General features: G+C 66.5%; 12 protein-coding genes. 9 read left to right on the forward strand and 3 right to left on the reverse strand.

Translation table 11 applies throughout. The annotated features are described in order from the left end of the window. Window position 1: 1 nt before the first annotated feature. From rplR to OJI97_RS13255, 8 genes are all read left to right on the forward strand, one after another. Window positions 2-355 (forward strand): 50S ribosomal protein L18, encoded by a 354-nt coding sequence (rplR, locus tag OJI97_RS13220; protein WP_105999115.1) that lies wholly within the window; start codon window positions 2-4, stop codon window positions 353-355. Between the two features lie 2 nt (window positions 356-357). After that, window positions 358-1,062: a 30S ribosomal protein S5 gene (rpsE, locus tag OJI97_RS13225; protein ID WP_297664171.1), complete on the forward strand. Its 705-nt coding sequence runs from the start codon at window positions 358-360 to the stop codon at window positions 1,060-1,062. A 4-nt stretch (window positions 1,063-1,066) separates the two neighbouring features. Beyond that, complete coding sequence (rpmD, locus tag OJI97_RS13230) at window positions 1,067-1,252, forward strand: 50S ribosomal protein L30 (RefSeq protein ID WP_297664173.1); 186 nt, start codon at window positions 1,067-1,069, stop codon at window positions 1,250-1,252. Window positions 1,253-1,258: 6 nt separating this feature from the next. Further along, window positions 1,259-1,465, forward strand: a complete 207-nt coding sequence (locus OJI97_RS13235; RefSeq protein WP_297664175.1) for a DUF1737 domain-containing protein — start codon at window positions 1,259-1,261, stop codon at window positions 1,463-1,465. Window positions 1,466-1,510: 45 nt separating this feature from the next. Further along, complete coding sequence (rplO, locus tag OJI97_RS13240; RefSeq protein ID WP_257546085.1) at window positions 1,511-1,996, forward strand: 50S ribosomal protein L15; 486 nt, start codon at window positions 1,511-1,513, stop codon at window positions 1,994-1,996. Between the two features lie 270 nt (window positions 1,997-2,266). After that, window positions 2,267-3,640: a preprotein translocase subunit SecY gene (secY, locus tag OJI97_RS13245; RefSeq protein ID WP_297664177.1), complete on the forward strand. Its 1,374-nt coding sequence runs from the start codon at window positions 2,267-2,269 to the stop codon at window positions 3,638-3,640. Window positions 3,641-3,686: 46 nt separating this feature from the next. Next, complete coding sequence (locus OJI97_RS13250) at window positions 3,687-4,340, forward strand: adenylate kinase (protein ID WP_297664178.1); 654 nt, start codon at window positions 3,687-3,689, stop codon at window positions 4,338-4,340. A 121-nt stretch (window positions 4,341-4,461) separates the two neighbouring features. Continuing rightward, a complete protein-coding gene (locus OJI97_RS13255) occupies window positions 4,462-5,148 on the forward strand; it encodes a hypothetical protein (protein WP_297664180.1) in 687 nt (228 codons plus the stop codon). A gap of 39 nt (window positions 5,149-5,187) precedes the next feature. Here the strand turns inward: OJI97_RS13255 and OJI97_RS13260 are convergent, their stop codons facing one another. After that, window positions 5,188-5,715, reverse strand: a complete 528-nt coding sequence (locus OJI97_RS13260) for a DUF177 domain-containing protein (RefSeq protein ID WP_297664182.1) — start codon at window positions 5,713-5,715, stop codon at window positions 5,188-5,190. After that, window positions 5,712-6,245, reverse strand: a complete 534-nt coding sequence (locus OJI97_RS13265; RefSeq protein ID WP_297664184.1) for a ubiquinol-cytochrome C chaperone family protein — start codon at window positions 6,243-6,245, stop codon at window positions 5,712-5,714. Before OJI97_RS13265 ends, OJI97_RS13260 begins: the two co-directional genes overlap by 4 nt. 157 nt (window positions 6,246-6,402) lie before the next feature. Here OJI97_RS13265 and OJI97_RS13270 point away from each other — a divergent pair, with 157 nt between their 5' ends. Further along, entirely contained in the window at window positions 6,403-6,891 is a 489-nt protein-coding gene (locus OJI97_RS13270) for an outer membrane protein assembly factor BamE (protein WP_297664186.1), read from the forward strand. Window positions 6,892-7,032: 141 nt separating this feature from the next. Here the strand turns inward: OJI97_RS13270 and OJI97_RS13275 are convergent, their stop codons facing one another. Beyond that, the gene (locus OJI97_RS13275) at window positions 7,033-9,297 is read right to left on the reverse strand and encodes an NADP-dependent malic enzyme (RefSeq protein WP_257546070.1); all 2,265 of its coding nucleotides are present in this window, start codon (window positions 9,295-9,297) and stop codon (window positions 7,033-7,035) included. Window positions 9,298-9,497 lie beyond the last annotated feature (200 nt).

A 9,497-nucleotide genomic window follows, 5' to 3' on the forward strand; every position in this document is an offset into this window, starting at 1 on the left:
CATGGCACATCTTACCACTTTCCAAAAACGCCGCCAGCGCGTCCGCACCGCGCTCCGTCAGCGCGCCGCCGGCCGGCCGCGGCTTTCGGTGCACCGCTCGGGCCGCCATATCTATGCGCAGCTCATCGATGACGCCGCCGGCAAGACGCTGGCCGCGGCCTCGACGCTCGACAAGGATGTGCGCGGCAAGACCGGCGCCACCGCGGCGGCGGCAGCCGACGTCGGCAAGCGCCTTGCCGACGCCGCCAAGAAGGCGGGCGTGACGCAGGTCGTGTTCGACCGCGGCGGCTTCCTGTTCCACGGGCGCATCAAGGCGCTGGCCGACGCGGCGCGCGAAGGCGGATTGGAGTTCTAATCATGGCAGACGAAGTTCAGAACGCCGAAGGCGCCCCCGAAGCAGCCCCCGCCCCCACCGAAGGCCAGGCTCCGCGCCGCGGTCGTGGCGGTGGTCGTGACGGCGGCCGGGGTGGCCGCGATGGTGGCCGTGGCCGCCGCGACGATCGTCGCCCGCGCGACGAGGATGGCGGCGAAGAGCTGATCGAAAAGCTCGTCCACATCAACCGCGTGTCCAAGACGGTGAAGGGCGGCAAGCGCTTCGGTTTCGCCGCGCTCGTCGTCGTCGGCGACGGCAAGGGCCGCGCCGGTTTCGGTCATGGCAAGGCGCGCGAAGTGCCCGAAGCCATTTCGAAGGCGACCGCGGCCGCGAAGAAGGCGATGATTCGTGTTCCGCTGCGCGACGGCCGCACGCTGCACCATGACGGCCGCGGCGTGTTCGGCGCCGGCAACGTCACGCTGCGCTCGGCGCCCGCCGGGACCGGCATCATCGCCGGCGGCCCGATGCGCGCCGTGTTCGAATCGCTGGGTGTGGCCGATGTGGTGACCAAGTCGGTCGGCACCTCGAACCCCTATAACATGATCCGCGCGACCTTCGAGGCGCTCGGCGAGCAGACCAGCCCGAAGTCGGTCGCGCAGCGCCGCGGCAAGAAGGTTTCGGACCTGATCAAGCGTGGCGGCTCGTCCGACCGCGCAGCCGAGGCCGAAGCCGCGGCGGTGACGGAGTAAGACAATGGCCGACAAGACAATCAAGATCCGCCAGATCGGTTCGCCGATCCGTCGCCCCAAGAGCCAGCGCGCCATCCTGACCGGCCTCGGCCTGGGCAAGATGCACCGCGAGGTCGAACTGGTCGACACCCCGGAAGTGCGCGGCATGATCCGCAAGCTGCCGCACATGGTGGAAGTCGTCGAGGGCTAAACCCGCATGAAGCTCTATCGCCTGTTGACCGGTCCCGATGACGCTGCCTTTTGCGCGCGCGTCGAGGGACTGCTCAACCGGGGGTGGCAGCTGCACGGCAGCCCCTCGATTACGGAAGTCGATGGCCGCGGCTATGTCGCCCAGGCCATCGTGATGGAAAAGGCCGGACCCTATCCCGGCTTTCAGCCATCGAGTGAAATCGAACCGGACTAGTCCCTCGGGACGGTTCCTAGCGCGAACACAGCGAAAGCGAGTGCAATGACTATCAAGCTCAACGATCTTCGTGACAATAATGGCGCCCGCAAGGGCCGGATGCGCGTCGGACGCGGCATCGGCTCGGGCAAGGGCAAGACCGCCGGCCGCGGCCAGAAGGGCCAGAAGGCCCGCAGCGGCGTCGCGATCAACGGTTTCGAGGGCGGCCAGATGCCGCTCCACATGCGCATCCCGAAGCGCGGCTTCAACAACATCTTCGGCAAGGATTATGCGATCGTGAATCTGGGCCAGGTCCAGAAGCTGATCGACGAGAAGAAGCTCGACGCCAAGAAGACCGTCGACCATGCCGCGCTCAAGGCCGCCGGTGTTGCGCGTGGTGGTAAGGACGGCGTCCGCCTCCTCGCCAAGGGCGAGCTGACCGCCAAGCTGACTTTCGCGGTCGCCGGTGCGTCGAAGGGCGCGATCGAGGCGGTCGAAAAGGCTGGCGGCAAGATCGAACTGCCCGCGGCGCCGGAAGCCAAGGCGGAATAAACGATATCGGATGGGGCGGCTCTCAGGGGCCGCCCCATTATCATTACACGAACTTTTTTCCGTTCGTGTCGAGCAAAGTCGGGCCAGGCGTCGGAATGGCTCCATGCCGAGGGGCATCTCGACTTCGCGCGATGCCAACAAATATCAAAAGCGGCATTGGAGCGTCGGCTCACCGCTAAATGGGCCTTTCCCCTTGCGCTTCGTGACCGTCGAACGCACATAGGCGCCGGGTCGCGGGGGGCGCGGTCCGCCACTCGAGGAACAACACCCATGGCCTCTCGCGCCGACCAGCTTTCTTCCAGCCTGAACTTTTCGAAGTTCGGCCAGGCGACCGAACTCAAGAACCGCCTGTGGTTTACGATCGGCGCGCTGATCGTCTTCCGCTTCCTGTCGTTCGTGCCGCTCCCCGGGGTCGATCCGGTCGCGCTGTCGCGGCTCTATTCGCAGGCGGCGTCGGGCGGCATCCTCGACATCTTCAACACCTTCTCGGGCGGCAGCCTTGAGCGTATGAGCATCATCGCGCTCGGCGTCATGCCCTATATTACCGCGTCGATCGTCGTTCAGCTCGCCTCGGCGCTCGCCCCCAGCCTCGCCGCGCTCAAGAAAGAGGGCGAAAGCGGACGCAAGAAGCTCAACCAGTACACGCGCTACGGCACGGTGTTCCTGACCGCGATCCAGGGCTATTTCATCGCCGTCGGGCTCGAGACGCTCGGCCAGAGTCAGGGGGTCGCGGCGGTCGTCGATCCCGGCATGATGTTCCGCATCGGCGCCGTGATCAGCATCGTCGGCGGTACGCTCTTCCTGATGTGGCTCGGGGAACAGATCACCAGCCGCGGCATCGGCAACGGCGTCTCGCTGATCATCATGGCGGGCATTCTCGCCCAGTTGCCGCGCAGCTTCGCGCAGATGTTCACGCAGGTGCGCGAGGGCTCGATGGGCGGCGGCACGATCCTCGCCGTGGTTGGCGGCGGTGTTCTCATCATCGCCGCGATCAGCTTCATGGAACTCGCGCAGCGCCGCGTCCTCGTCCAATATCCGAAGCGCGCGACCCAGCGCGGCATGATGCAGGCCGATCGCAGCCACCTGCCGCTCAAGGTCAACACCTCGGGCGTGATCCCGCCGATCTTCGCCTCGTCGCTGCTGCTGATGCCGCTGACCGTCACCCAGATGCTCGGCAGCAATGTCCAGCAGGATTCGGCGTGGGGCGAATTCCTCGTCACCCTCAACCAGTATCTCGCGCACGGCCAGCCGCTCTATATGGCGCTCTATGGTGCGGGGATCATCTTCTTCTGCTTCTTCTACGTCGCGGTCGTCTTCAATCCCGAGGAAACCGCCGACAATCTGAAGCGTCAGAACGGCTTCATCCCCGGCATCCGCCCGGGCAAGAACACCGCCGCCTATCTCGACTTCGTGCTGACGCGCATCACCGTGATCGGCGCGGTCTATCTGGCGCTGATCTGCCTCGTCCCCGAATATTTCATCGCGAAATCGGGGCTGCCGTTCCAGCTCGGCGGCACCAGCCTGCTGATCATCGTCAACGTGACGATCGACACGATCAGCCAGATCCAGAGCCACATGCTCGCGCATCAATATGGCGACCTTATCAAGAAGGCCAAATTGAAGGGCGGCGTTGCGCGGCGCTGATGGGTCGGTTAGGGCCACCCCGACAGAACGGGAAACAGGGGCTTCCATGACGCTGAACATCATTTTGCTGGGTCCGCCGGGGGCGGGCAAGGGAACGCAGGCTTCGCGGCTCGAAAGCGAACATGGCATGGTCCAGCTTTCGACCGGCGACATGCTCCGCGCCGCGGTCAAGGCAGGAACGCCGATCGGCCTCCAGGCAAAGGCGGTGATGGACGCGGGCGAGCTGGTGTCGGACGCGATCGTTTCGGGCCTGATCGGCGAGCGGCTCGACGAGCTCGGCGGTGAGACCTCGGTGATCTTCGACGGCTATCCGCGCACCGCGGCGCAGGCCGATGCGCTCGACTCGATCCTCTCGGAACGCGGCCGCAAGCTCGACCATGTGATCGAACTGGTGGTCGAGGAGGATGCGCTCGTCGACCGCATCACCGGGCGCTTTTCCTGCGCCAAATGCGGCGCAGGTTATCACGATCGTTACAAGCTGCCCAAGGTCGCCGATACGTGCGACGTCTGCGGCAGCCACGACTTCAAGCGCCGCCCCGACGACAATGAGGAAACGGTGCGCACGCGCATGGCCGAATATCGCGCCAAGACGGCGCCGATCCTGCCGATCTACGAAGCGCGCGGCATCGTCAGCAAGGTCGACGGCATGGCCGACATCGATCATGTCAACGACGCGATCGAAGCGATCCTCGGCAGCTAGGCCGACCCCATTATCGTCATTGCGAGCGGCGAAGCCGCGTGGCAATCCAGAGCGGTGTAGACCGCCCTGGATTGCTTCGCTCCGCTCGCAATGACGGAGCGCGGGGCGGAGGGGGGATTCTATGAAACGCAATGGCTTTCTTGCCGCCGCGCTGCTTTCAGATGTGCTGCTCCTTGCCGTTCCGTCGCAGGCGAAGGTCATCGACCAGAGCGACATCGGCTTTACCGTCGCGCACACCGCGCAGGTCGCGGCGACCCCCGACGATGTCTGGAAGATGCTCCGCCTCCCCGACAAATGGTGGTCGAAGGAGCATAGCTGGTCGGGCGACGCCGCGAACTTCTGGCTCGATTCGCAGGCCGGCGGCTGTTTCTGCGAAAAGCTCCCCGGCGAGGGCGGCGCGATGGGCAGCGTCCAGCACGCGCGGATCATCTTTGCCAAGCCGGGCGAAATGATGCGCCTGTCGGGCGCCTTCGGCCCGCTCCAGAGCGAAGCGGTCACCGGCACGCTGACGATCCATATCAAGCCGACCGCGACGGGCAGCGCGATCCGCTTCGACTATGTCGTCGGCGGCTATATGCGCTTCAAGGTCGCCGACGTCGCGCCCGCGGTCGACAAGGTGCTCGGCGAGCAACTCGTCGGGCTCGCGAAAGCGCTGGGCGGTTCGCTGCCGGTTGCGCACGAAAAGGACGACGGCGACGCGAAGGAAGCGCCCGCCGCGGACGAACCTGCCGTCGCCGAACCCGGCCTCGATGCCGTCGCCGCCGATCTGGTGAAGGACGAGCCGAAGGACGCGCCCGAAGGCGAATAACTATCGTCATCCCGGCCTTCGCCGGGATGACGGCGGAACCTAAGACTGGTCTTGCCCCCGCAGTTTCGCGAGCGCTGCGAACGGCCCCGCCTGATCTTCGCTGAGTACGCCCTTTTCGGCGAGGATGCGATCGGCGTCGGGATGGCGCGGAAAGGGATCGAGCGCCAGCGACAGCGTTTGCACCGCCGCTTCGCCGAGGTCGATCCGCTCGCCCTCCAGCGGCAGGATGTCGCAGTCGGCATCGCTGATTTCGACCTCCTCTTCGCTGCTCCCGGCGGGGCTCGCATCGCGCAGGAAGCGGAGGTCGAAGGGCTCGTGGAGCGTGGCGGGCACCGGCAGCCCGGTCGCCGCGCAGCTTTGCACGATATCGGCGTCGATCGTGCCCGCTGCGGCGATCCCCCCCGCGACGCTGCGCACCTCGGCGGTCACCGCGAAGCGGCCGAGCGCGACGAGCCCCAGCCGCCGGGCGATCGCCGCGCGCGCCGCCTGGTCGGCCTCGATCGCCACCGCGCGGCCCTGCCCCGCCTCGGCCAGCGTGACGATGTGCGAAAATTCGGGTGCGGTCATGCACGCGGTCCGGGCAAATGGCCGGCGGCAATCAGCGTCTCGACCGGCATCGCGGCGAGGCCCGCGCGCAGCTCCGCGATCCCCGCCAGCACATGCGCCAGTCCCGCATCGGGGGCCGCCTTGCCGCGCCACAGATTGCGCACCAGCGCCGCCTTCAGCTCCTCCGATCCATCGGGCGCTCGATAGGCGCCGAGCCGGCCGCCAAGCGCGCCGACCATCCGCCCGATCTGCTTGCCGACGACCATGTCGCCAAAACCGATCTGGCGCATCTGGCCGTCCATGTCGTCGACGAACAATTCGGTGAGTTGGACCCCCGCGAGCGCCTGGCCGGGATCGTCGTCGATGCGGTGGAGGACGAGTGCGAGCACCAGGCTGATCATGTCGAAACGGCCGTCGAGCGTATCGGGAACGCCGCCCTCGCGATACCAGTGCGGCGCGCGCGCGGCGGCGACCACGGCATTCCACAGCGGGCGGCGCGCCTCGCGCGGATCGGCGCCGGGTTTGAAGAGCTTGCGGAGCGATGAGAACATGCGATTCGCTTAGGCGGAATCACTCCATCCGAAAAGTCCCCTCGGTCAGCTTGGCGCAAGCATTGCGGCGGCATAAGCCGCTTGTGCGCCCCGACCGCTTGCGGTTAAGAGGCGCGATTGCCAGCGCCCGCGCAAAGCGGCGCAACGGAGATAGTCGATGCCGATCCAGACCCCCATGCTTCCCGCCCGCCCCGTGCGCCTGATCGTCGCCGGGCTGGCGCTCGCGCTGACCGCCAGCGGCTGCGCGCAGCTCAAGGGACGGCAGGGCTATGTCGTCGATCCGGTGCTGACCACCGCGATCACGCCCGGCGTCGACAATCGCGAATCGGTCGAAAAGACGCTGGGCCGCCCGACCTTCGTCGGCCAGTTCAGCGACAATGAATATTATTATGTGTCGCGCGAGACCCGCCAGCTCGCCTTCGCTCGCCCGCGCCCCGTCGCGCAGCAGGTGCTCCGCGTGCGCTTCGACCCCGCGGGCAATGTCGTCGGGGTCGACAAGACCGGCCTCGAACTGGTGAGCAAGATCAGCCCCGAAGGCGACACGACGCCGACGCTGGGCCGCCACCGCAGCTTCTTCGAGGATATTTTCGGCAATATCGGCGCGGTCGGTGCCCCCGGCATGGGCGGCGGCTCGCAGGGGCAGTAAGGATATTGATCCTCCCCTCCCGCTAGCGGGAGGGGCAGCGAGACTTACGAACTTTGTTCGTCAGTCGCAGCGGGGTGGGCTGACCGCCACGCTGCTGACCCACCCCCAGCCCCTCCCGCAAGCGGGAGGGGAGTCTTCTCGTTACCCCGCAATTCCCCCCGCGGCGAGCACCGCGAGCGTCACCAGATCCGACGCGGGCGATGCCATGGTGGCGACCTGCACCGGCTTTTCCATCCCGATCAGCATCGGGCCGATCACCGCGCTGCCGCCGAGTTCGCGCAGCAGCTTCGCGGACAGATTGCCCGATTGCAGCCCCGGCATGATCAGCACATTCGCGGCCCCCGACAGGCGGCAGAAGGGATATTTCTCCATCACCTTCGCGTTGAGCGCGACATCGGGCGCCATTTCGCCCTCATATTCGAACTCGGGCTTGCGCTCGTCGAGGATGTGGACCGCCTCGCGGATATTGTCGAGCCACGACCCCGGGGGGTTGCCGAAGGTCGAATAGGAGAGGAAGGCGACGCGCGGTTCGTGGCCCATGCGGCGCGCGACCTGCGCGGTGCGCTCGGCGATATCGGCGAGCATCTCGGCCGACGGGCGCTCGTTGACCGTCGTGTCGGCCATGAACACCGTGTGATGCTGGCCGACGAGGACATGGATGCCGAACGCGGTCTTGCCTTCGGCGGGGTCGATCACGCGCCGCACCTCGCGCATCGTCTGCGAATAGGTGCGGGTGACGCCGGTGATCATCGCGTCGCCGAGGCCGAGCTTGAGGAGCAGCGAGCCGAAGATGTTGCGGTCGCGGTTGACCATCCGCTCGATGTCGCGGCGGAGGTAGCCGCGGCGCTGGAGCCGCTCGTACATCATCTCGACCATCTGCGGCACATGCGGCGAATTGACGCTATTGTGGACCTCGAAGCTTTCGGGATCGGTAACCCCCATCGCGCGCAGCTTGTCGTGCAGTCCCTCGCGCCCGACGAGCACCGGGATGCCGTAGCCGCCGTCGCGGAACTGGATCGCGGCGCGCAGCACCACTTCCTCCTCGCCCTCGGCAAAGACGACGCGCTTCGGGTTGGCGCGCGCCGCCTCATAGGCAAGCGTCAGCACCGAGGTCGTCGGGTTGAGCCGCGCGCGCAGGCTGGTGCGATAAGCCTCCAGGTCCGCGATCGGCTGCTGCGCGACGCCGGTGTCCATCGCCGCCTTGGCGACCGCGGCGGGGACGATTTCCATCAATCGCGGGTCGAAGGGCGAGGGGATGATATATTCGGGGCCGAAGCTCGACGCGCGCCCGCCATAGGCCGCCGCGACCTCCTCGGGCACCTGCTGGCGCGCGAGGTCGGCGATCGCGTAAGCCGCGGCGATCTTCATCTCCTCGTTGATCGCGGTCGCGCGTACGTCGAGCGCGCCGCGGAAGATGAAGGGGAAGCACAGCACGTTGTTGACCTGGTTCGGATAGTCCGAGCGCCCCGTCGCGATGATTGCGTCGGGGCGCGCGGCGCGCGCATCGGGCGGCGAGATTTCGGGGTCGGGGTTCGCCATTGCGAAGATGATCGGCGCGGGCGCCATGTCCTTGACCATCTCGGGCTTGAGCGCGCCCGCGGCCGACAGGCCGAGGAAGACGTCGGCGCCCTTCAGCGCCGCGGTCAGGTCGCGCGCTTCGGTCGGCACCGCGTGCGCCGACTTCCACTGGTCCATGCCTTCGGTGCGGCCCTGATAGATGGTGCCCTTGCGGTCGCACATGATGACATTCTCGTGCCGCACGCCCATCGCCTTGATGAGCGCGGTGCAGGCGATCGCCGCGGCGCCGGCGCCGTTGACGACGACCTTGATCTCGCCGAGGTCGCGCCCGGTCAGGTGGCAGGCGTTGATCAGGCCGGCGGCGGTGATGATCGCGGTGCCGTGCTGATCGTCATGGAAGACCGGGATGTTCATCTTTTCCTTGAGCGCCGCCTCGATGATGAAGCAGTTGGGCGCGGCAATGTCTTCAAGGTTGATGCCGCCGAAGCTCGGTTCGAGCAGCTCGACCGCGTCGATGAACGCCTGCGGGTCCTCGGTCTTCACCTCGAGGTCGATCGAATCGACGTCGGCGAAGCGCTTGAACAGGACGGCCTTGCCCTCCATCACCGGCTTAGAGGCGAGCGCCCCGAGGTTGCCGAGCCCGAGGATCGCGGTGCCGTTCGAGATCACCGCGACCAGATTGCCCTTGATCGTATAATCATAGGCCTTGGCCGGGTCCTCGGCGATCGCGTTGACCGGGACGGCGACGCCGGGCGAATAGGCAAGGCTGAGGTCGCGCTGGGTCGCCATCGGTTTCGAGGCGATGATCTCGATTTTCCCGGGCCGGCCGTAGTTGTGATAGAGCAGGGCCTCGCGGTCCGAGAATTGCACCTTGTTGCCGCTGTCCATGTTTTTCCCCTTGGTTCGATTCCAGACGCGCGCCCGTTTCCCAATCCCCTAGCGTCACCTTGGCGAAATGTAACTGCCTACGGAGCGAGCCTCGGGAAAAAGATTCATGCGGTGGACGAACAAATTTGGTTGGCGTTACCTTCTTCGTCACCCCGGACTTGATCCGGGGTCCCGCTCGGCGACGCCTGAAAAGCGGGACC

It is taken from the genome of Sphingopyxis sp. (genome assembly GCF_025869345.1).
In the GTDB taxonomy this organism is placed as follows: Bacteria; Pseudomonadota; Alphaproteobacteria; order Sphingomonadales; family Sphingomonadaceae; genus Sphingopyxis.